The organism is Bradyrhizobium ottawaense, assembly GCF_900099825.1.
Lineage (GTDB): Bacteria > Pseudomonadota > Alphaproteobacteria > Rhizobiales > Xanthobacteraceae > Bradyrhizobium > Bradyrhizobium ottawaense_A.
Map to the genome: position 1 here is coordinate 1,111,064 of NZ_LT629693.1, position 19,538 is coordinate 1,130,601.

Below are 19,538 nucleotides of genomic sequence, written 5' to 3' on the forward strand. Positions count from 1 at the left end.
GTGGATCACGAAGTCGTGATCCAAAGCCCCGCGTCAAAGACCCGGGCACGGCCATCCCGGAATCGGGACCGCCAGCCTGGAGACCGGCAGGCTCATACCATCGATTGCCCCCGCTCGCACCCGTGGCCGCGGCCTTCGCGCTGTCGCGGAAAATCCGCCCGGCGAAAAATGCCGCGCGCCGCAACGGCGTTGCCCTGCTTTTGCCCAGTGTTGCCCGAAGATTCCCTTTTTCTGCCGCGCTGCGGACACGCGGCGAGGTCTCATTTCGCCATCGGGAGCGGGCAAATGGGGAGATTGCCAAATGATGATCAAAGCCAGTGGGCGCTCGGCGTTGATAGTCGCGGCCGGACTTTTTGTGTGTTTCGCCGGCCCGTTGCGGGCACAGGCTGCCGGCGGCGATAGCGCGGCCGCGTCGAAATCGGAAACTGCGGCGCCCGACAAGTCCGTCCGGCATAGCGCGCGTCACTGGAAGCGCTACGCGCACCGGAAGTATACCCGCACCGCCGCCAAATCCGCCGAGAGCAGCAAGGCCGCCGAACAGGACGTCGCCGACGCCGGTAATGGCGGCTCTGCCACGATCCCGGCATCAGTTGCCAACGCCAACGCGCAAATGACCTACACCAGTGCCCTCGCCGACAGCGCGAGCGCGATGACGGCCAAGGCCAACACCGTGCTGCTGGCTTCGGCGGACAAGCAGGCCGACGCCCAAGCTCCCGCCGACACCGCGGTGGTTGCTTCCGATCAGCTCAATGACGTCGATCGCGCCCTGCAGGAGACGCCCGCCAAGCAGCAGACCGTCGCCATGGCCTCGGCCAAGGCGGCCACCCCTACGCCCGCGTTGGCCGCAGCCAGTGACAGCTCCACCTGGGATCAGACCTCGCTGATCGGAAAGATCTTCATTGCCTTCGGCGCCCTGCTGACAATGGCTTCCGCCGCGCGCATGTTCATGGCCTGACCCGCCCGCGCGGGACACGCCGGCGCACGTTCCGGACGCGGCGTTGCACCCACTTGATGCCCATCCCGCCAGCGGGCACATTGCCCGCGAAATCGGCTAACCGGGGTGGATCATGACGACGTTCGAATACATCATTGTCGAGAGCAAGGGCGCTGTCGGCGTCATCACGTTGAATCGGCCGAAAATGCTCAACGCGCTGTCGTTCGGCGTGTTTGGCGAGATCGCCGCGGCCGTCGACGACCTCGAGGCCGACGACAAGATCGGCTGCATCCTGCTGACCGGCAGCGAAAAGGCCTTTGCGGCCGGCGCCGACATCAAGGAAATGCAGCCGAAGACCTTCATCGACATGTTTTCCAGCGACTTCGCCTCGATTGGCGGCGACCGCGTCGCACGATGCCGGAAACCGACGATTGCGGCCGTCAGCGGCTACGCGCTCGGCGGCGGCTGCGAACTCGCGATGATGTGCGACATCATCATTGCCTCCGACACCGCGAAATTCGGCCAGCCCGAAATCACGCTCGGCACCATCCCCGGCATCGGCGGCACCCAGCGGCTGACGCGCGCGATCGGCAAATCCAAGGCGATGGACCTCTGCCTGACCGGCCGCATGATGGACGCAGCCGAAGCCGAGCGCTCGGGCCTGGTCAGCCGCGTCGTGCCGGCAGACAAGTTGATGGAAGAGGCATTGGCGGCAGCGGAAAAGATCGCCGCGATGTCGCGTCCTGCCGCCGCGATGGCCAAGGAAGCCATCAACCGCGCCTTCGAGACGCCGTTGTCGGAAGGCATGAGCGTCGAGCGCAACCTGTTCCATTCGACCTTCGCGCTGGAAGACCGCGCCGAAGGCATGGCGGCGTTCATCGAGAAGCGCAAGCCGGTGAACAAGAACAGGTAGGGGCGCGCGTAACATACCGTCGTCCCCGCGAACGCGGGGACCCATACGCCGCGGCGGTTGTTGTGCGAATGGTCTCAGCCACCGTGCGTCATCGGTAGATCACGCGGTATGGGTCCCCGCGTTCGCGGGGACGACGGTTACGAAGCCCTGCTCCGCGCCAGCGCCGCAGTGACCAGCGCGCGATAGGCGCGCTCGGCTAGCGTGGTCGGGCGGTCGAGCCCGAGCCGCGCCAGGCATTCGCGGTCGGCGGCATCGGGCGGGCGCGACATTCCCTGCCACAGCAAAGCAGGCAATTTCAGCGGCGTGCGCTGCGCCTCCTGCAGCACCTGCAAGGCCGGGATCAGCCGCTGCTCGACCTCGGTGAAATCGCTGCCGAACGGGAACGACGGCAGCAGGCCGGCCTCGCGCGCGGGCTTCAACGCCGCCGCGATCCGGTCCGAAAAATTCTCGCGATGGTCAGCCGGAATTTCAAAACCTTTCGGCAGCTTGCCGGCATCCTTGGCAATTTTTGCCAGCTCGTTCTGGAAACGGGAATCCGTGACCTGCAGCATCGCCGCGATGGTCTCGGCGTCGGACTTTCCCCTGGTGTCGGCGACACCGTATTCGGTGACGAAGACGTCGCGCAGATGCCGCGGAATGGTCTCATGACCGTAATTCCAGCGGATGTTGGACTGCGTCCCCTCGCCGGCCTGCCGCGTCGCTTCCAGCGCCAGGATCGAGCGCGCGCCCTGCAGCGCGAACGCCTGCGCCACGAAATTGTACTGGCCGCCGACGCCGCTGACGACCTGACCGTCTTCGAGGCCGTCGGAGACCGCAGCCCCCATCAGGGTCGCCATCATCACGTTGTTGACGAAGCGAGCATCGACCCGCGCGCGGCGTTTTGCAACCTCATCCCCATAGAGCTCGTTGGTGAACGACACCGGCATCATCTGGATCCGCGCAATCTGATCGGGCGGCATCTCGCGCAGCGCACGATAGAACGATTTCGGTCCGAGGAAAAACGCGCCGTGCAGCATCACGCCGTCGACCTCGCGCTTGAGAATGCCGGCCTCGATCAGGCCGAGAAACGCCTCGAACAGCATTTCGCTGACGCCATAGAGCCCCTTCTCGAACGGCCCGGTCTGCAAACCCGCGAGCTGTTCGGTCCCCGGCGCGAGCCGCTTCATGATGGCGTGGAACTGGCTGTTGTCGCGGTGACGGACGATCAGGCCTTGCGCCAGCGCGTCGCCGACCTGCCCGATGCCGATCTGCAATGTGCCGCCGTCGGGAACGAGTCCCGCCGCATGCAGCCCGATGGCGTATTTCGTGTCGCTGATCGGTTCGGCCGGCGGCGCGAACAGCGGAAAATCCGTCGCCGGGCTGTCGAGCACCGCGGAAAATTCATTGCCCGGCAGGTCGCCGAGGCCCGGCATGAACGGCAATTCGGAATTGACCTGGCCGATCAGTCTGAACGACGCGCGGCCTTCAGCGCGGGCGCGCAGGATATCGAGCGTGGTGTCGGTGTTGCAGCTCAGGCTGTAGCGCGCCGCGCCGTCGACCACGCGCTTTGCCACCAGTTGGGTGACGACATTGAGCCCGCGCGACAACAGATAGGAGGACGCATGGGTATAATTCGCCGAGATATAGTGCTGCTGCGCGTACGGCACGCGCAGCCACCTCCCGGCCAGAAAGAAAAACTCGATCACCTGGATATTCGGCGGCAGCGCCCCCGCATGCAGCGCGCCGGCATAGGTCAGGTCCGGATAGCCGCCGAACAGCCGGTCGATCACCGGGCCGATAAAGCGCTTCTCAAGCAAACTGGCGGGCTTCGGCTTTTCCAGCGTCAACGCGGAAAAGAACGTCAGGTTGATCGAGCGATCGGCGGCGGCGCGGGCGTAGAGCGCGTTGATGACATGGTTGGCCTTGCCGAGCCCAAGCGGCAATCCGACCACGAGGTTGGTGCCGACATCACGGATGATGTCCTCCGCGATCGCTTCAGGGTCGGAAAACAGCTTTGGCATCGATGTTCCGTCTGGCGCGACGCGCCGAATGGCTGATGGGATGGAGGAATCAACGACCGCGGTTGAAGTTATGACACATCAAGCGGCGTGGGTTGGAATTACTGGCGCAGCAAGATCTCCGCCAGCGCTCTCACATTGGCCGAGCCTGCGCCCTTGCGCCAGATCAGAACGGTCTGCGCACAATTCTCCTTCTTCGCCAGGGTGTGAACGCTGAGGCGTTTTCGCTCCGGAAACGTCGTCAGCACGCTTTTGGGGATGAGCGATATTCCCATGCCCGCGACGACGCAGCCGAGGATGGCGTGATAGGACGCCAGCTCGATGGTGCGCTCGGGCATCTCCTGACGGCTGGCGTAAAAATCCTCGAGCCGCTTTCGATGCGGGCAGCCATGTTCGAACACCAGCACGCTGCGCGGCAGCCTGCCCTTACGGCCGATCGGCGGATGATTGGCGGGCGCCACGATCACCATTTCCTCGTCGAAGGCAAAGCTCTTCTCGAACGGCAGGTCCGCAATCGGCTCCGCGACCAGTGCGGCGTCGAGTTCGCCGGCCAGGATGGCGCTCCCCAGCACGACGGGATTGCCGGTGCGCAGTTCCAGAACCACCCCGGGGTGCCGCCGGTGGTATTCGCTGAGCAGCCCCGGCAATCGCACGGCCGCCGTGCTCTCCATCGCACCCAGCCGAAACGTGCCGCGCGGCCGTTCGTCATGCACGGCGCCGCGCGCTTCCTCGGCCAGCGCGAGCAGGCGCTCGGCATAACCCAGCAACACCTGACCGGCCGGCGCGAGGTGCAGCCGCTTGCCCTCGCGGATGAACAGCGTGACGCGCAGATCGTCCTCGAGCTGGCGGATGCGGGTCGTCACGTTGGACTGAACGCGGTGCAACCGCTCGGCGGCGCGCGTCACGCTGCCTTCGTGAACAACCGTGCTGAAGATCAGGAGATCGGACAGGTCCATTCATCTCTCCGGGAGATCAATAACATCAGAATTATTCATTTTATGGGATTTGATATCCCGCGTAAAGATCACGGTATGCCGGCGACACGCCCTGCCGTCGCCGCCGATTGCCAGCAAAGGAGAATTGCCGTGTCAAAAGCCTATTGGATCGTGCGCGTCTCGGTGCGCGACGAACAGCGATATCCCGAATACCTCGCAGCCGCTGCGCCGGCGTTCCAGAAGTTCGGTGCGAAATTCATCGTGCGCGGCGGCGCGTTCGAGGCGATGGAAGGAAATTCCCGGGAGCGAAACGTCGTGGTCGAGTTCAGCGATCGCGCGACGGCGGAAGCCTGCTACCGCAGCCCGGAATACCAGAGCGCGAAGGCCATCCGTCAGAAATATGCCGACGCCGACTTCATCATCATCGACGGCGCGGCCTGAGGCCCTTCTCTCCTTCGACGGAAACATCGCCATGCTCAGACTGTACTACACCGCCGATACCTGCTCGCTGGCGTCGCACATCGCGCTCAACGATGCCGGCGCCGAATACACGACGGTGCGGATCAGCTTCGCCGCTGAGGAGCAGCGCAAGCCGGAATACCTGGCGATCAATCCGAAAGGCCGCGTTCCCGCGCTGGTCACCGACAGGGGCGTTTTGACGGAAACGCCGGCCATACTCGCCTTCATTGCGCAGAGTTATCCGAAAGCCCGCATGGCGCCGCTGGACGACCCGTTCCGGTTGGCGCAAGTGCAGGCCTTCAACCTCTATCTCTGTGCGACCCTGCATGTGGCTCATTCTCACCGCATGCGCGGGTCCCGCTGGGCCGATGAAGCCGCCTCGATCGCGGACATGCAACGCAAGGTGCCGGAGAGCGTCGGTGCCTGCTACCGGCTGATCGAGGACAGCTTGCCGGCAGGGCCATGGGTGATGGGCGAGGCCTACACGATCTGCGACCCCTATCTGTTTACGATGGCGCAATGGATGGAGGCAGACGGCGTGGACCCTGCCCGGTTTCCGAAGGTCAGCGATCACCGTCGCCGGATGTCCGAACGGCCGCAGGTTCGCGCCACCATCGAAGAGGAACTGACATGAACCTGACAACCCGCGCTCCGCCCGGTGCGATCGGCCACTCCAGTCACATCTGACGCATGATCTTTCGGATTGGTCGCGCGGCTTTCCGTCGCGCGAGGGCGACGATTCGCCGCCAAATTCGCGAGGCCCGGCTGACGGGAGCCCGGCCGGTAGGTCTTGCATGCAACACCTTGCCACGAAAGGTCGGAAAGTGCGCAGGTTATGCACCGGACGGTTTGCCTGTGGCGACGCCGCCGCCTAAACAGGGAGTGTTGGGATCGTCGGCGGGGGCGGACGGTCCGAGCGTGATCCGGAAAAGTGGATACCGGTTTTCCGGAGAGATCACGCTCAAAAAAGAAGGATAGAGCGGGAGGGCTGAAGGGCCATCCCGCGCTGGGTTGGTTGCGGGATCAAATGGTTAGGCGTGCCGCTAGGGTTGGCCACGTGGGAAGGCGCGTGCTCCGAGCGGGCATTTGTCTTGGCGTGGTGGCATGCGTCGCGTTTGCCGCGCCGGCTGCCCGCAGCGAGGGCCTCCCTGAAGCGCTGGCCAAGGCCTATCAGAGCAATCCGCAACTCAATGCCGAACGGGCGCGCCAGCGCGCCACCGACGAGAACGTGCCGCAGGCTTTGTCGGGTTATCGGCCGCAAATCATCGCCAGCCTCTCCGCCGGCCTCCAGGCGGTCCGCAACCTGCTGCCCGACAATACGTTCCAGTCTGCGACCCTGAAGCCCTGGACCATCGGGGTCACCGTGACCCAGACGCTGTTCAATGGCTTCAAGACCGCCAACAGCGTGCGCGTGGCGGAACTGCAGGTCCGTTCCGGCCGCGAAGCCCTGCGCAATGTCGGGCAAGGCGTGCTGCTCGACGCCGTCACCGCCTACACGAATGTGCTGGCCAACCAGTCGCTGGTCGAAGCACAGCGCTCCAACGTCGCATTCCTGCGCGAGACGCTCGGCATTACCCAGAAGCGGCTCAATGCCGGCGACGTCACGCCGACCGACACGGCGCAGGCCGAAGCACGCCTCAGCCGCGGTCTGGCCGATCTCAACGCCGCCGAAGTCAGTCTTGCCATCAGTCAGGCGACCTATACCCAGGTGATCGGCAACCCGCCGGCCCAGCTGCGTCCCGCCGAAACCGTGGATCGTTTCAATCCGCGCAGCCGCGACGACGCGACGAGCTTGGCCTTCCGGGAGCATCCCGCCGTGATGGCGGCAGGCTTCGATGTCGACGTCGCCTCGACCTCAATTCATGTGGCCGAAAGCAGCCTGATGCCGACGATTACGCTGCAAGGCAACGCCAGCCGCAGCAAGCAGTCGGATCCCTCGCTGACCACCTTCGGGACCGACCAGGCGTCGATCACCGGCCTGCTCACGCAACCGATTTATGACGGCGGCCTCGCCGCTTCGCAGACCAGGCAGGCCAAGGAAGTCGCGGCCCAAAGCCGGCAGGTGCTGGATCAGGTCCGCAATCAGGCCCGCACCGCCGCTGTGGGCGCCTGGGTTGCCAATGAAGGCGCCAAGGTCGCGGTATCGGCGTCCGAATCCGAAGTCCGCGCCGCCACCGTCGCACTGGCGGGCGTGCAGAAGGAAGCCGCCGGCGGGCAGCGCACCACCGTCGACGTGCTGAACTCGCAGCAGGACCTGATCCTGGCCAAAGCGCGCCTGATCGGCGCGCAGCGCGACCGCGTGATCGCCTCCTACACGCTGCTCAGCGCTATCGGCCGGCTCGACGTCAAGACGCTCAGCCTCAATACGCCGGACTACCTGCCGGAGGTGCACTACCATCAGGTGCGCGACGCCTGGCACGGCCTGCGCACGCCGTCGGGACAGTAACTGTCCCCGTTGCACTTCGCCGCTTCAATCAGAACCGATGAGGCTCAAGATCTGATCGCGGCGAATCGACATGATTCTGACGTTGGTGACGTGTCATCTGTTGGCTGCGAGATAATCGCGTGCCGCCTGGATGAATTTATCGATGACGGCAGCGGCAATGCAGACAAATCTGACGTTCAGATATCCGTGGACGCGCCTTTTTTGGCCGCAATCCCCGGATCGTCCGATAGCTCCAGTTGAATGGTGAAGATCGCGCCGCCACCCGGATTGTCACTCACCGTGATGGTCCCGCCATGGGCTTCGACGATCCGCTGTACGATCGACAGCCCCAATCCCGCACTCCCCGGCCGGCTCCGATCACGGCGCCAAAAGCGCTGGAAAATGAGGGCTCGTTCCGCCTGAACAACTCCCGGGCCCTGATCGATGACGCTGACCGCACCGCCGGCCGTGGCGTGAACCTCAACGACGGTGCGGGGCGGCGTGTGCCGGAGCGCGTTTTCCACAAGATTGCGAACGGCCCCCCGCAACATCTCCGCATTGCCATGCACCCAAATGTGAGCTTCCGCCCCGGTGAGTTCGATGGTCCGCTGACTTTCGAGAGCGAGCGGCGCCAGCATCTCGACGACGTCAGAACAGAGCGCGCTCAGATCGGCTCGTTCATTGGGACCAATGAAGGTCGAGTCGAGTTCGGCCGCATCCAGCAACTGGCTGACCACGCGGCCCATGCTCCTGATGTCGGCTTTCAAATCCCGGCTGACCTTGCTGTCCTCGAGTTGATCGAGACGCGCCCGCAGGATGGCGAGCGGCGTACGAAGCTCGTGCGCCGCGTCCGCGGTAAACTCACGCTGGACGTGATAGCCTTGCTCCAATCGATCCAGGGCCTGGTTGACCGCGTCCACGAGTGGGCGAATCTCGCTCGGAATCGTCGCGCTGGGAATCCGCACATCGGTCCGGGTCGGACCGATGTCGCGCGCCGCCCTGGAGGCATCAAGCAGCGGCCTGACCGCCCGGCGGAAGATCACGATGTCCGCAGCCAGCAAAAGCATCAAGATCGGCAGCGTGATCCATCCAACGCGCCGAAAGAAATTGGCCACGATATCGTCGGTCAGCACGTCGCGATGCGACAGATCTTCGCCGACCTGGATCATGACCGGGCGGCCGCCGATCGTGTGTTCGACGCTGACGCCGGCAATCGTACTGTCGCCTCGCCTGACCTCACGATAGACCCGGTCCTTCTCGCCGCCGGAAACCGCAAACAACGGCGTTTCATCGTCGGCGGAAGAGACGAGCACGCGGCCCGACCGGTCGACGACGTCGAAGATATAGCGGCCGTAGGCTTCCGAAAATTGCGCCTTCAGGCCCGGCGGCGGGGTGTACGACCAGCTCCCGTCGGAGGCCAGCGAAAGATAGCGCGAAACCGTCGCGGCCTGGTCGATCATCGCGCGCTGATGCAGCGCGTTGGTCTCCTCGGTGAGCAGCCAGAACAGAACGAGCGGCATGAAGATGGCCGTGAGAGCGATCGCAACGATATGCAGGAAGACGATCCTCGACGTCGTCGATTTGAAGCTAGGCATCGCCTTTTTCCTCAGCGATGAGATAGCCGACGCCGCGTATGGTATGAATTTGCAGCCGGGCCTTGCTTGCCAATAGCTGCTTGCGAAGCCGCGACACGTAGACCTCGACGGCATTCGAGGCCACGTCGCTCGTCATGCCGAAGATCTGATCCTCGACGTTCTTCTTGGGCACCACGCGTCCCTGGCGTCTCAGCAGAAGCTCGAGCACCGCAAGCTCCCGCGCTGAAAAAGAGTATGGCTTTCCGTCGACGAAGACCTGATGGCTGTTGGTGTCGAACGTAAGGTTGGCAAGATTGAGCGAACTGCCAAGCAACTGTCCTGGCCGGCGCAAAAGCGCGTTGATGCGCTCGATCAGCTCTTCCAGCGCAAACGGCTTCACCAGATAATCGTCCGCACCGTTACGCAGCCCTGCAACCCGGTCGTCAACGCTTCCGCGCGCCGTCAGGATGAGAACCGGCGTCGGATCGAAGGCTCGCCGCAGCTCCTTCAGAACAGTCATTCCGTCGTCGTCCGGAAGACCGAGGTCCAGGACCAGCGCTGCATAGCGAATATTGGCGATCGCGATGCGCGCATCCGCCGCGGTGCCGACGAGGTCAGCCGAAATTCCCTTGGCCGCGAGACTCTCCGTCAGCAGCCGCGCAAGCTCCAGATTGTCTTCGATCAGCAGAATTCGCATGTAGCTACAGATAACCCGTTTGCGCCGCATTCACATCAGATTTGGCCGCCCGGCGAAAGCATTGATTCCGTAAGGCTGGTGTAAGGCAAGCGCGCTAGAAGACGCGGATCGCGCACCTCGGAGCGAGGCCGCGCTGGCAGGCATCGCCTCGCTTCCCGCCACGGCAGATGACCCAATGAGTTCGAGCATGAATCGAGACGCATTGACCACCACGGTCCCGCGACCGGGTGGTTCGGAAATCATCGTCGTCAAGTTGCCGCAGGGCGGCGCGCCGTCGCGCTGGCTGGCGCAACGAATCATATCGGCGGTGAGATCAAAGGTGTCGCTGGCGCGCATGGAGCTGGATGTTGTGGTGCTGGATGGCGAACCGGAGAACCAGCCGGCGATGTTCGGTTCATCTTCCGCGGCGGAGAATTTCGTTCGGGGAATTGCACCCCAACTGAACTCCTGGCGCTGGCAGCCGATCAGCCTGGACAAGTGAGTGCGCGGCGGCAAAACAAGGCCAAATCAAATGACTGACACCCGTTTTTCCGAGCATCGGTTGCCGGTGCGTGTGCAGATCGTCATCGTGCTGCTCGCATTGGTCTTGCTGTGCGGCGGGCTGCTGCTTTCATCGGCCTTGGCGACAAAGCGTGGCTATACCGGCGGCGCGACCGATTTTTCGAGCCGGTCTCGTTCCGAAAACAACATTTTTCGTCCGACCGAGGCGCAGTGGGGCAGTCTTTCCCTCGTGCCGGTTTCGACCCAACCCTTCACGCCGGCGCTGATTACCGAGGGAAAGATTGCGATCGACGAAAGCCGGGCCACACCGGTGTTTTCGCCCTATACCGGCCGCGTGCTGCACCTGCTGGCCAAGCCTGCCGATACCGTCGAGAAGGGACAGCCGCTGTTCGTGATCGAGGCCACCGACATGGTGCAGTCGCAAAACGACTTTGTGACGGCGCTGGCGACGCTGAACAAGGCCCGCTCCCAACTCACACTGACGCAAACCAACGAGAAGCGGCAGCGAACTCTTTCCGACGGGAAAGCTGTTCCGTTGAAGGATTTTCAGCAGGCCCGGGCAGATCTGGCCGCGGCCGAAAGCGATTTCCGGTCGGCGGATTCGGCGCTCGATGCGGCGCGCAACCGGCTCCACATCCTAGGCCGCACGGACGCCGAGATCGCCGTCCTCGAGGAAAAGCGGACCATCAGCCCGGATACCGTGATCCCGGCGCCGATCTCGGGCATCGTCCTGCAGCGCAAGATCGGACCAGGCCAATATCTGACGAGCGGATCCGGCGATCCGGCATTCATCGTCGGCGATCTGTCGACCGTCTGGCTGGTGGCAAACGTCAGGGAAGCGGACGCGACGAAGGTACAGCTCGGCCAGACGATCGAGGTCCGTCCCCTGGCTTCTCCCGGTCGCAGCTTCGCCGGCAGGATCGATTACATGTCGTCAGCTGTCGATGCTTCGACCAGGCGCATCCTGGTTCGAGGCACGGTCGACAATCGTGAAGGCATTCTGAAACCGGAGATGTTCGCGACTGCCACGCTGGCCGTCGGCAACGTCGAGATTTCGCCGGCCGTACCGCGAACCGCGATCGTGTATGAGGCAGGCCTGACGCATCTATGGGTCGCTTCCGGACCGGACGCATTGCAGTTGCGCCCGGTCCGGATCGGCCAGACCGTCGGAAACATGGTCCAGATACTTGGCGGCGTGGACGTCAATGACAGGGTGGTGGTGCGAGGCGGCCTGCTCATCGATCGTGCCGCTGCCGGTGGCGGTTCGTGACAGGCAGGGGCCTGAACTCGTCGAATCCGGTTACTGTCGAAAGAGTGCCTGAAAATGAATGCCCTCATCAGCTTCGCCCTGCGGCAGCGCGTTCTGGTCGCCATCATCTTTGTGGCGATGCTTGGGGCAGGAGCGATCGCTTTTACGAAACTCAATATCGAGGCTTATCCCGACCCGGTCCCGCCGCTCGTTGACATCGTCACTCAAAACCCCGGCCAGTCCGCCGAAGAAATCGAACGCTACATCACCATACCGCTGGAAGTGCAGCTCGCGGGAATCCCCAATCTCAAGCTGATGCGGACCATTTCGCTGTTTGGTCTTTCGGATATCAAGCTTCAGTTCACCTACGACTACACCTATGAGGAAGCCGAGCAGAAGGTCCTGAACAGGCTGGCTCAGGTGCAGCAACTGCCCAATAGCGCCCAGCCTCAGATCTCGCCGACCAGCCCGATCGGCGAAATCATGCGGTACCGGTTGAAGGGCCCCGCGGGATTCAGCCTCACCGACCTCAAGACCGTACAGGACTGGATCCTGCAACGGCGCTTCAAGGCCATTCCCGGCGTGATCGACGTCACCGCCTTTGGCGGAACGACGAAGGCCTTTGACGTGACCGTCGATCTGGCCCGGCTTCAATCCTATGGCGTGACCTTGCCCCAACTCGTCCAGACGCTGAACAACTCCAATGTCAATGTCGGCGGGCAGACCCTGAACATCAGCGAACAGTCGGCGGTCGTTCGCGGCGTCGGGCTGATCCGATCGATTGACGATATCAAGAGCGCGGTGCTGGCGCAGCAGAACGGCCTGCCGGTCTCGGTCGCCGACGTGGCCGAGGTAACGCCCGGCTATCAGCCGAGGCTCGGGATCGTCGGAAAGGATGACGACAACGATATCGTTCAGGGCATTGTGCTGATGCGCCGCGGACAGCAGAGCCTGCCGACGATCCAGCGCGTGGAAGCCGAAATCGAGAAGATCAACGCCAGCAGTATTCTGCCCCCCGGGGTCCGCATCGAACGGATTTACGACCGCAAGGATCTCATCAAGACGACGACGGAAACGGTTCTGCACAACCTGATGTTCGGCATTGTCCTGGTGTTCGTCGTACAATGGATGTTTCTCGGCAATCTGCGCAGCGCCGTCATCGTCGCCGCGACAATTCCCTTCGCCCTGTTCTTCGCCGTCGCTATCCTGCTGATACGCGGCGAATCCGCGAACCTGCTCTCGGTCGGCGCGATCGATTTTGGTCTGATTGTCGATGCGACCGTCATCATGGTCGAGAACATCTACCGCCACTTGTCGGAGCGTCCGTTAGCCGCGGTTCAGCCGAGCCGAAGTCGGCGCTGGAAGATGGCGGGGTCGCTGGCGACGATTTTTGATGCCGCGCGGGAAGTGAATCGATCGATCTTCTTTTCCGCTGCCATCATTATTGTCGGCTTCATTCCGTTGTTTACGCTAAGCGGCGTCGAGGGGCACATTTTCGGCCCGATGGCAAAGACCTATGCGTTTGCGCTTGCAGGCGGGTTGCTCGCGACATTTACGGTTTCGCCGGCGCTGAGCGCGCTGCTGCTGCCGGAAGTCGTCGAGGAGAAAGAGACCGCGGTGGTGCTGGCGCTGCGGAGCGTATTTGCACCGGTGCTCCGATTTGCGGTGCCGAACCGGATTCTGACGCTCGGGCTTGCGCTGGTCCTTCTGCTGAGCGCCGGCCTTGCGGCGCGCATGCTGGGGCTGGAATTCCTGCCCAAGCTCGAGGAGGGCAATCTCTGGATCAGGGCCACGCTGCCCTCCTCCTATTCGCTGGAGTCCGGCAACGAGCAGGTCAACCGTATCCGGACCGTGATCGGAAGCTATCCCGAGGTCGAGACCGTCGTCTCGCAGCAGGGCCGCCCTGACGACGGCACCGATGCGACCGGTTTTTTCAACGCAGAATTTTTCGTGCCGCTGCTGCCGGCGGATCAATGGCCGAAAGGCGCCAACAAGGACAACCTGACAAAAGCGATGGCGGAAAAACTTGTCAGCACGTTCCCCGGTATCGAGTTCAATTTCTCGCAATACATCCAGGACAACGTTCAGGAAGCCGTATCCGGCGTAAAGGGCGAAAATTCCGTCAAGCTCTTCGGCAACGATCTTACCGAGCTTGCCGGCACCGCGGAGAAAATAAAAACGGCGATGGCCAACGTGCCCGGAATTACCGATCTCGCCGTTTTCAACTCGCTGGGGCAACCGACCGTCCAGATCAATATCGACCGCATCAAAGCGGCCCGCTACGGGCTCGCATCGGGAGATATCAACACCACGGTACAGACGGCGATCGGCGGCCAGGCCGCCGGAGATCTCTACGAATATGGCAGCGACCGTCATTTTCCGATCCGGGTGCGGCTCGCGCCCGACTACCGGAAGAATCTGGAGACGATCAGGAACATCACCATCGGCGCGCCGAGCCCGAGCGGCAGCGGCGTGATTCAGATTCCGCTGGCGGAGGTCGCCACCGTGGAGCTGGTCTCGGGAGCCTCGTTCGTCTATCGCGAGCAGCAGGAGCGCTACGTCCCGATCAAATTCAGCGTACGCGGTCGGGACCTTGGCAGCGCCGTCCTCGAGGTTCAGCGCAAGGTAATCGAAAACGTCACGCTTCCACCAGGCTATCGGCTCGAATGGGTCGGCGAGTTCGGCAACCTTCAGGATGCCATCGAGCGGCTCAAGTTGATCGTACCGATCACGATCGGGCTGATCGCCCTATTGTTGTACCTGAACTTCGCCTCGGTAACCGATGTGCTGCTGGCTCTCAGCGTGATTCCGATGGCCATGATCGGCGGCATTTTTGCGCTCCTGCTGACGGGCACACCCTTCAGCATTTCGGCCGCCATCGGGTTCATCGCCTTGTTCGGAATTTCGGTGATGGAAGGCGTGATCCTGATCTCGTATTTCAATCAGTTGATCGAACACGGCTGGGGCAACAAGACCGATGCGGTAATCCACGCCTGTGCCATCCGGCTTCGGCCGGTCTTCATGACGAGCGTTGCCGCATGTGTGGGGCTATTGCCGGCCGCGATATCGACCGGAATCGGTTCGCAGGTCCAAAAGCCGCTGGCCCTCGTCGTGGTCGGCGGGATCGTGCTGGCCCCTGCCCTGATCCTGATTATTTTGCCGGTCCTGATTGACGTTTTTTCACGCCGGCAGCCCATCCAATCCTCGGCCGCCCCCGATCAGGCACCTGAGGCTCCGGCTACCCCATGAGCCGTTAGGCCGCTTTGTGGTCTTCGTGGTCACGCCGCGCGAGATACGATTGCAGCGCTTGCGCGCCCGGGAGGCGATGCGTTTCGGCGCGGATGCGGTCGCGCCCGGTGGCTGGCGGCACCAGAAACCGAGGAGTTCGTCGATTGGGCGGCGCGCTACGACGATGACGATGGCGTATCAGGCCTGGCTTGCGGCACTGTCCTGCCCGTGCTGCGCGTCGATAGATCGCGGCCCATGCCCGAGCTGGCAGCGGAAGTCCGCCGCGGGTTGGACGGCCAGACCGCTCCCGCATAGCGGCAGCCCTTCCCGCGCCCCGCTTCCCTCTATAGTCTGTCGCGCAAGACCGCGGCGACGCAACGCCGGGCTTTGGGAGAACGCTGGAGTGGACGGGTAACGCGCCCGGTCGGGACATCAACCATCAACGACTATCGCCGGGGAGAACGCCAATGCTGACGCGACGCAGTATGATGCTTGCCTCCATTGCGGCCGGAGTAACCATGAACAGCAAGACCGCATCCGCCAAGGCGGCGCAGCCGGCGACGCCGGTGAATTTCGAAATTCCCGCCGGCGCCTGCGACTGTCATACCCATATCCACGGCGATCCCGAGAAATTTCCGTTCTTTGCCGGCCGCGTCTACACGCCGGAACTGGCCTCGCCCGAGGAAATGTCGGCACTGCACAAGGCGCTGAACATCGAGCGCGTGGTGATCGTGACGCCGAGCGTCTACGGACCGGACAATTCATCGACCTTGTACGGCATGATGGCGCGCGGCGCTTCCGCACGCGGCGTCGCCGTGATCGACGACAAGACGCCGGAGACCGATCTCGACACCATGCAGAAGCGGGGCTTTCGCGGTATCCGCCTCAATCTGGCAACCGGCGGCGTCAACGATCCGACCGTCGGCCGGCCGCGCTTCTCGGCCGCGGTCGAGCGCGTGAAAGCGCGCGGCTGGCATGTGCAGCTCTTCACCAGCCTTTCGATGATCTCCGCGATCAAGGACCTGGTCGCGGCCTCCCCCGTCCCTGTCGTGTTCGATCATTTCGGCGGCGCGCAGGCAGCGCTTGGGGTCGGCCAGCCGGGTTTTGCGGACCTCGTGGAACTGGTGAAATCCGGCAAGGCCTATGTGAAGATCTCCGGCGCCTACCGGGCATCGAAGCTCGGGCCTGACTATGCCGATGCCGCCCCGCTCGCCCAGGCGCTGATCGCAGCGAACGCCGACCGCATCGTCTGGGGCACCGACTGGCCGCATCCGGATTCGGTGACGCCGGCGGACAGGAAGGTCACCGACGTCACGCCGCTGTTCCAGATCGACGACGGCCGGCTGCTCAACCAGCTCCCGGTATGGGCGCCGGCCGCCGCGATCCGCAAGAAGATCCTGGTCGACAATCCGATGCGGCTTTACGGATTTAGCTGATGTTTTTTGACGCGTACTTCACGCGAACCGGTGCCCACGTCGCTCGAAAACGCTCTGACGTCCGTCAGCGCGTGCGGCGCGAGAACACCGAGATCAGCACCGGCAAGGTCACCAGGATCACCAGCGGCGCCAGCATCATGCCGGTGACGACCACGATCGCCAGCGGCTTTTGCACCTGCGAGCCGATGCCTTCCGAGATCGCCGCGGGCAACAGCCCGATGCCGGCGACGGCGCAGGTCATCAGCACCGGCCTCAACTGCAACTCGCCGGTGCGAATGACGGCCCGGATCCGCTCGTAGCCTTCGTCGATCAGCTGATTGTACTGCGACAGGATGATGATGCCGTCCATCACGGCGATGCCGAACAGCGCGATGAAGCCGATCGCCGCCGACACGCTGAAAGGAATCCCCGAGATCAAAAGCCCGAGCACTCCGCCGAAGATCGCCATCGGGATCACGGTCATGACGAGCAGCGTATCCACCATCGAGCCGAAATTGAAGAACAGCAGCACCGCGATCAGCGCCAGGCTGATCGGCACCACGATCGACAGCCGCTTGATGGCGTCCTGCAGATTGCCGAATTCGCCGACCCACTCGACCCGCGATCCCGGCGGGAGCTGGACGTTGCTTTCGACCTTGTCCTGGGCTTCCCGGATCGCGCTGCCGAGGTCGCGTTCGCGGACCGAGAACTTGATCGGCAGATAGCGTTCCTGCTGCTCGCGGTAGATATAGGCGGCGCCCGAGATCAGGTTGATCGAGGCCACTTCACTCAGCGGGATCTGCGTGATCGCGCCGTTGGCGCCGGCGACGCCGATGCGCAGGTTCTGGATCGCCTCGGCGCTCTTGCGGTATTCCGGCGCGAGGCGAACGATGATCGGGAAATGCCGGTCGCTGCCGGGCTCGTAGAGATCTCCGGCGGTGTCGCCGCCGACCGCGACCTTGATGGTGGCATTGATGTCACCCGGCGCCAGGCCATAGCGCGCCGCGCGCGCGCGATCGATATCGATCTGGATCGTCGGCTGGCCGAGCGAGGTGAACACCGCAAGATCGGTAATGCCCTGCACGGTGGCGAGCTGGGCCTTGATCTTGTTGGCCGTGTCGGTCAGCGCCTGCAGGTCGTTGCCGTACAGCTTGATCGAGTTCTCGCCTTTGACGCCGGAGACCGCTTCCGAGACGTTGTCCTGGAGATATTGCGAGAAGTTGAATTCGACGCCCGGGAACTTGTCCTGTAGTTCCTTCAGCAACTGGCCGGTCAGTTCTTCCTTGTCATGGGTGCCCGGCCATTCGCTGGCCGGCTTCAGCGGCGCGAAAAACTCGGCATTGAAGAGACCGGCGGCATCGGTGCCGTCGTCAGGCCGCCCGTGCTGCGACACCACGGCTTCCACCTCGGGGCGGGCGCGGATCAGCTTGCGCATCTCGTTGACGTAGGTGTTGCCTTCCTGCAGCGAGATGGTCGGCGGCAGCGTGGCCCTGATCCACAGATTGCCCTCTTCCAGCTTGGGCAGGAACTCCAGTCCCAGCAGCCGCGCGAAGATGATGGTCATGACGACAAGAGCGGCGGCGCCGGCCATCACGATATTGCGGTTGGATATCGCCCAGTTCAGCACCGGCACGTAAAGCGCGTCGAGCTTCTTCACGATCCAGGTTTCGGTCTCGTCCAGATGCGAGGGCAGGATGATCGCGCTCAACGCGGGCGTGACCGTAAAGGTCGCCAGCAGGCCGCCGGCCAAGGCATACGCGTAAGTCCGCGCCATCGGCCCGAAGATGTTGCCCTCGACGCCGCTCAGCGTGAACAGCGGCAGGAACGCGGCAATGATGATCGCGGCGGCAAAGAAGATCGAGCGCGACATATCAGCGGAGGCGGAGAGGATGGCGTGGTTCTTCATCCCCATGGTCGTCTCATAGGAAATATGGCTGCGCTCGGCTTCCGACAGCGCGGTGGTTTGTGTCAGCCGGCGGAAGATCGCCTCGACCATGATCACGGTGGCATCAACGATCAATCCGAAATCGATAGCGCCGACCGACAGCAGATTGGCGGACTCGCCGCGCAGCACCAGGATGATCACGGCAAAGAACAGCGCGAACGGGATCGTCGCGCCGACGATCAGCGCGCTGCGGAGATCGCCGAGGAAGATCCATTGCAGCAGCACGATCAGGAGAATCCCGACCACCATGTTGTGCAGCACCGTATGGGTGGTGAGGTCGATCAGATCCTTGCGGTCGTAGATCCGCTCAATCTTCACGCCCGGCGGCAGGATGGTGGACGCATTAATGGTCGCCACGAGCTGCTCGACGCGCGCGATGGTCGGCGAACTCTGCTCGCCGCGCCGCATCAGCACGATGCCCTGGACGATGTCGTCGTCCTGGTCGAGGCCGGCGATGCCGAGCCGCGGCTTCTCGCCGACGGTCACCGCGGCGATGTCCTTGACCAGCACCGGATTGCCGCCCGATTGCGACACCATGGTGTTGTTGAGGTCGTCGATCGAGCGGATCAGGCCGACGCCGCGCACCACGGCGGATTGGGAGCCGATATTGACGGTGTTGCCGCCGACATTGATGTTGGCATTGCTGACGGCCTGCAGCACCTGCGGCAGCGTCAGCCCGTTGGCGACCAGCTTGTTGAAGTCGACCTGCAATTCATAGGTCTTGGTCTTGCCGCCCCAGCCGGTGACGTCGATCACACCGGGCACGGCACGGAAGCGGCGCTGCAGCACCCAGTCCTGCAGCGTCTTGAGGTCGAGCACGCTGTAGTTCGGCGGGCCCTTCAACCGGTAGCGATAGATTTCGCCGATCGCGCTGAGCGGTGAAATACCCGGCAAGACGTTGCCCGGCAGCGGCGCCAGCTGCGACAGGCGGTTCAGCACCTGCTGCAGCGCCTCGTCATAGGTGTAGTCGAAGGAGAACTGCAGTTTGACGTCGGATAGGCCGTACAGCGATATGGTGCGGATGGTGCGCAGGTTCTTGATGCCGGCGACCTGGGTCTCGATCGGGATCGTGATGTAACGCTCGATCTCCTCCGACGACAGCCCCGGGCTTTGCGTCACGATATCGACCATCGGCGGGGTCGGATCGGGATAGGCCTCGATGTTGAGCTGCTTGAATGCGATCAGGCCGCCGACGAACACCGCGACGAACATGCCGACCATCAAGTAACGGCGGCTGACTGCTAGGGCGACAAGGCGATCCATTCA

Annotated in this window: 14 protein-coding genes; 9 read left to right on the forward strand and 5 right to left on the reverse strand. The window is 63.3% G+C overall.

The window, feature by feature from the left end:
* The first annotated feature begins 301 nt into the window (after nucleotides 1-301).
* Nucleotides 302-955 (forward strand): hypothetical protein, encoded by a 654-nt coding sequence (locus BLR13_RS05405; RefSeq protein ID WP_349517084.1) that lies wholly within the window; start codon nucleotides 302-304, stop codon nucleotides 953-955.
* A 112-nt stretch (nucleotides 956-1,067) separates the two neighbouring features.
* Nucleotides 1,068-1,847, forward strand: a complete 780-nt coding sequence (locus BLR13_RS05410; protein WP_074826868.1) for an enoyl-CoA hydratase — start codon at nucleotides 1,068-1,070, stop codon at nucleotides 1,845-1,847.
* Nucleotides 1,848-1,984: 137 nt separating this feature from the next.
* Here the strand turns inward: BLR13_RS05410 and BLR13_RS05415 are convergent, their stop codons facing one another.
* Together BLR13_RS05415 and BLR13_RS05420 are read right to left on the reverse strand one after the other, a co-directional pair.
* Nucleotides 1,985-3,847 (reverse strand): acetyl-CoA hydrolase/transferase C-terminal domain-containing protein, encoded by a 1,863-nt coding sequence (locus tag BLR13_RS05415; RefSeq protein WP_074826864.1) that lies wholly within the window; start codon nucleotides 3,845-3,847, stop codon nucleotides 1,985-1,987.
* Between the two features lie 98 nt (nucleotides 3,848-3,945).
* On the reverse strand, nucleotides 3,946-4,800 hold the full coding sequence (locus BLR13_RS05420) for a LysR substrate-binding domain-containing protein (RefSeq protein WP_074826862.1): 855 nt from the start codon (nucleotides 4,798-4,800) through the stop codon (nucleotides 3,946-3,948).
* A 129-nt stretch (nucleotides 4,801-4,929) separates the two neighbouring features.
* On the opposite strand from BLR13_RS05420, the gene BLR13_RS05425 reads away from it, so the two are divergent.
* The 3 genes from BLR13_RS05425 (at nucleotide 4,930) to BLR13_RS05435 (ending at nucleotide 7,684) form a co-directional block, all read left to right on the forward strand.
* On the forward strand, nucleotides 4,930-5,220 hold the full coding sequence (locus BLR13_RS05425) for a DUF1330 domain-containing protein (protein ID WP_074826859.1): 291 nt from the start codon (nucleotides 4,930-4,932) through the stop codon (nucleotides 5,218-5,220).
* A 31-nt stretch (nucleotides 5,221-5,251) separates the two neighbouring features.
* The gene (locus BLR13_RS05430) at nucleotides 5,252-5,872 is read left to right on the forward strand and encodes a glutathione S-transferase family protein (protein ID WP_074826856.1); all 621 of its coding nucleotides are present in this window, start codon (nucleotides 5,252-5,254) and stop codon (nucleotides 5,870-5,872) included.
* A gap of 393 nt (nucleotides 5,873-6,265) precedes the next feature.
* Nucleotides 6,266-7,684, forward strand: a complete 1,419-nt coding sequence (locus BLR13_RS05435; RefSeq protein ID WP_079586752.1) for a TolC family outer membrane protein — start codon at nucleotides 6,266-6,268, stop codon at nucleotides 7,682-7,684.
* A gap of 176 nt (nucleotides 7,685-7,860) precedes the next feature.
* Here BLR13_RS05435 and BLR13_RS05440 read toward each other — a convergent pair whose 3' ends face one another.
* Nucleotides 7,861-9,258, reverse strand: coding sequence for a sensor histidine kinase (locus BLR13_RS05440; RefSeq protein ID WP_074826853.1), 1,398 nt, complete (start codon nucleotides 9,256-9,258; stop codon nucleotides 7,861-7,863).
* Nucleotides 9,251-9,934 carry a response regulator gene (locus BLR13_RS05445; RefSeq protein ID WP_074826850.1) on the reverse strand — a complete coding sequence of 228 codons (684 nt, stop codon included), beginning with the start codon at nucleotides 9,932-9,934 and terminating at the stop codon, nucleotides 9,251-9,253. Before BLR13_RS05445 ends, BLR13_RS05440 begins: the two co-directional genes overlap by 8 nt.
* Before the next feature lie 187 nt (nucleotides 9,935-10,121).
* Between BLR13_RS05445 and BLR13_RS05450 the strand changes: the two genes are divergently transcribed.
* The 4 genes from BLR13_RS05450 (at nucleotide 10,122) to BLR13_RS05465 (ending at nucleotide 16,348) form a co-directional block, all read left to right on the forward strand.
* Nucleotides 10,122-10,415: a hypothetical protein gene (locus BLR13_RS05450; RefSeq protein ID WP_079586751.1), complete on the forward strand. Its 294-nt coding sequence runs from the start codon at nucleotides 10,122-10,124 to the stop codon at nucleotides 10,413-10,415.
* A gap of 30 nt (nucleotides 10,416-10,445) precedes the next feature.
* Nucleotides 10,446-11,705: an efflux RND transporter periplasmic adaptor subunit gene (locus BLR13_RS05455; protein WP_074826845.1), complete on the forward strand. Its 1,260-nt coding sequence runs from the start codon at nucleotides 10,446-10,448 to the stop codon at nucleotides 11,703-11,705.
* Nucleotides 11,706-11,759: 54 nt separating this feature from the next.
* Entirely contained in the window at nucleotides 11,760-14,933 is a 3,174-nt protein-coding gene (locus tag BLR13_RS05460; RefSeq protein WP_074826842.1) for an efflux RND transporter permease subunit, read from the forward strand.
* Between the two features lie 446 nt (nucleotides 14,934-15,379).
* Nucleotides 15,380-16,348: an amidohydrolase family protein gene (locus BLR13_RS05465; protein WP_074826837.1), complete on the forward strand. Its 969-nt coding sequence runs from the start codon at nucleotides 15,380-15,382 to the stop codon at nucleotides 16,346-16,348.
* A gap of 64 nt (nucleotides 16,349-16,412) precedes the next feature.
* Here the strand turns inward: BLR13_RS05465 and BLR13_RS05470 are convergent, their stop codons facing one another.
* A complete protein-coding gene (locus BLR13_RS05470; protein ID WP_074826834.1) occupies nucleotides 16,413-19,535 on the reverse strand; it encodes an efflux RND transporter permease subunit in 3,123 nt (1,040 codons plus the stop codon).
* Nucleotides 19,536-19,538 lie beyond the last annotated feature (3 nt).

Coding starts and splice junctions, on each gene's coding strand:
- BLR13_RS05405 (WP_349517084.1), top strand. CDS start 302: ATGATGATCAAAGCCAGTGGGCGCTCGGCGTTGATAGTCGCGGCCGGA.
- BLR13_RS05410 (WP_074826868.1), top strand. CDS start 1,068: ATGACGACGTTCGAATACATCATTGTCGAGAGCAAGGGCGCTGTCGGC.
- BLR13_RS05415 (WP_074826864.1), bottom strand. CDS start 3,847: ATGCCAAAGCTGTTTTCCGACCCTGAAGCGATCGCGGAGGACATCATC.
- BLR13_RS05420 (WP_074826862.1), bottom strand. CDS start 4,800: ATGGACCTGTCCGATCTCCTGATCTTCAGCACGGTTGTTCACGAAGGC.
- BLR13_RS05430 (WP_074826856.1), top strand. CDS start 5,252: ATGCTCAGACTGTACTACACCGCCGATACCTGCTCGCTGGCGTCGCAC.
- BLR13_RS05435 (WP_079586752.1), top strand. CDS start 6,266: ATGGTTAGGCGTGCCGCTAGGGTTGGCCACGTGGGAAGGCGCGTGCTC.
- BLR13_RS05440 (WP_074826853.1), bottom strand. CDS start 9,258: ATGCCTAGCTTCAAATCGACGACGTCGAGGATCGTCTTCCTGCATATC.
- BLR13_RS05445 (WP_074826850.1), bottom strand. CDS start 9,934: ATGCGAATTCTGCTGATCGAAGACAATCTGGAGCTTGCGCGGCTGCTG.
- BLR13_RS05450 (WP_079586751.1), top strand. CDS start 10,122: ATGAATCGAGACGCATTGACCACCACGGTCCCGCGACCGGGTGGTTCG.
- BLR13_RS05455 (WP_074826845.1), top strand. CDS start 10,446: ATGACTGACACCCGTTTTTCCGAGCATCGGTTGCCGGTGCGTGTGCAG.
- BLR13_RS05460 (WP_074826842.1), top strand. CDS start 11,760: ATGAATGCCCTCATCAGCTTCGCCCTGCGGCAGCGCGTTCTGGTCGCC.
- BLR13_RS05465 (WP_074826837.1), top strand. CDS start 15,380: ATGCTGACGCGACGCAGTATGATGCTTGCCTCCATTGCGGCCGGAGTA.
- BLR13_RS05470 (WP_074826834.1), bottom strand. CDS start 19,535: ATGGATCGCCTTGTCGCCCTAGCAGTCAGCCGCCGTTACTTGATGGTC.